This is a genomic window from Ruminococcus bromii (assembly GCF_002834225.1).
GTDB lineage: Bacteria > Bacillota > Clostridia > Oscillospirales > Acutalibacteraceae > Ruminococcoides > Ruminococcoides bromii.
Window position 1 is genome coordinate 1 of record NZ_NNSR01000034.1, and the last position, 651, is coordinate 651.

At 40.1% G+C, this 651-nt stretch carries 1 protein-coding gene; it reads right to left on the reverse strand.

Going from position 1 to position 651, the window contains the following annotated elements; translation table 11 throughout:
* On the reverse strand, nt 1-651 hold a 651-nt coding region (locus tag RBATCC27255_RS03280; RefSeq protein WP_278292278.1), incomplete at both ends, for an RHS repeat-associated core domain-containing protein.

The following is a 651-nucleotide window of genomic DNA, read 5'->3' on the forward strand; positions in this document are numbered from 1 at the left end:
ACTTCTAAACTACAAAATATAGCTCCAAAAGAATCTGCCACCTTATTCCAAGTGTTGTAGTCTTGTTTTTTTGTAGAAGGTGTCGTATAAGAACTAATAACGAAACTGTGTGAGGTATTCGAGGGAGCATTTGATCCGTAACCCTTACAAACATTACAAAAACCCGGGACACCCGGAACTGATTCTTTAATCTTCCAAGTATGTCCAATGTATGTCCCTGCCGATGTGTAATTAGGAACTTTGCAGGCGCCTAATGGATCAACATTGAGAACTGGATTATTACCACAATAAGCAAATGTATTAGCATCCAAAATAGAGGTTCCTGATTGGAAATAACCATCGGCATTTATAAAGCGGTGGGTTATTGGGTCGTAGTAACGGCTCATCAGGTAGTAAAGACCTGTTTCTGTGTCCTGATAATAACCTCTGTAACGGAACGGATTCAAGTTACCGATATGATTTGGATTTGTGATTGCATTTCCGTTATTATCGGTTATTGAAATCACATTGCCCCAAGCGTCATACTCATAGTGCGCTTTGAGTTCGCCTGCTCCGTTGTAAATTCCGACAATATCACCACGGGAATTATGTGTGTAGTAGTATGAATACTCGGTACCGCCGTCAGTCAAAGTGTATCTGACATTATACAAA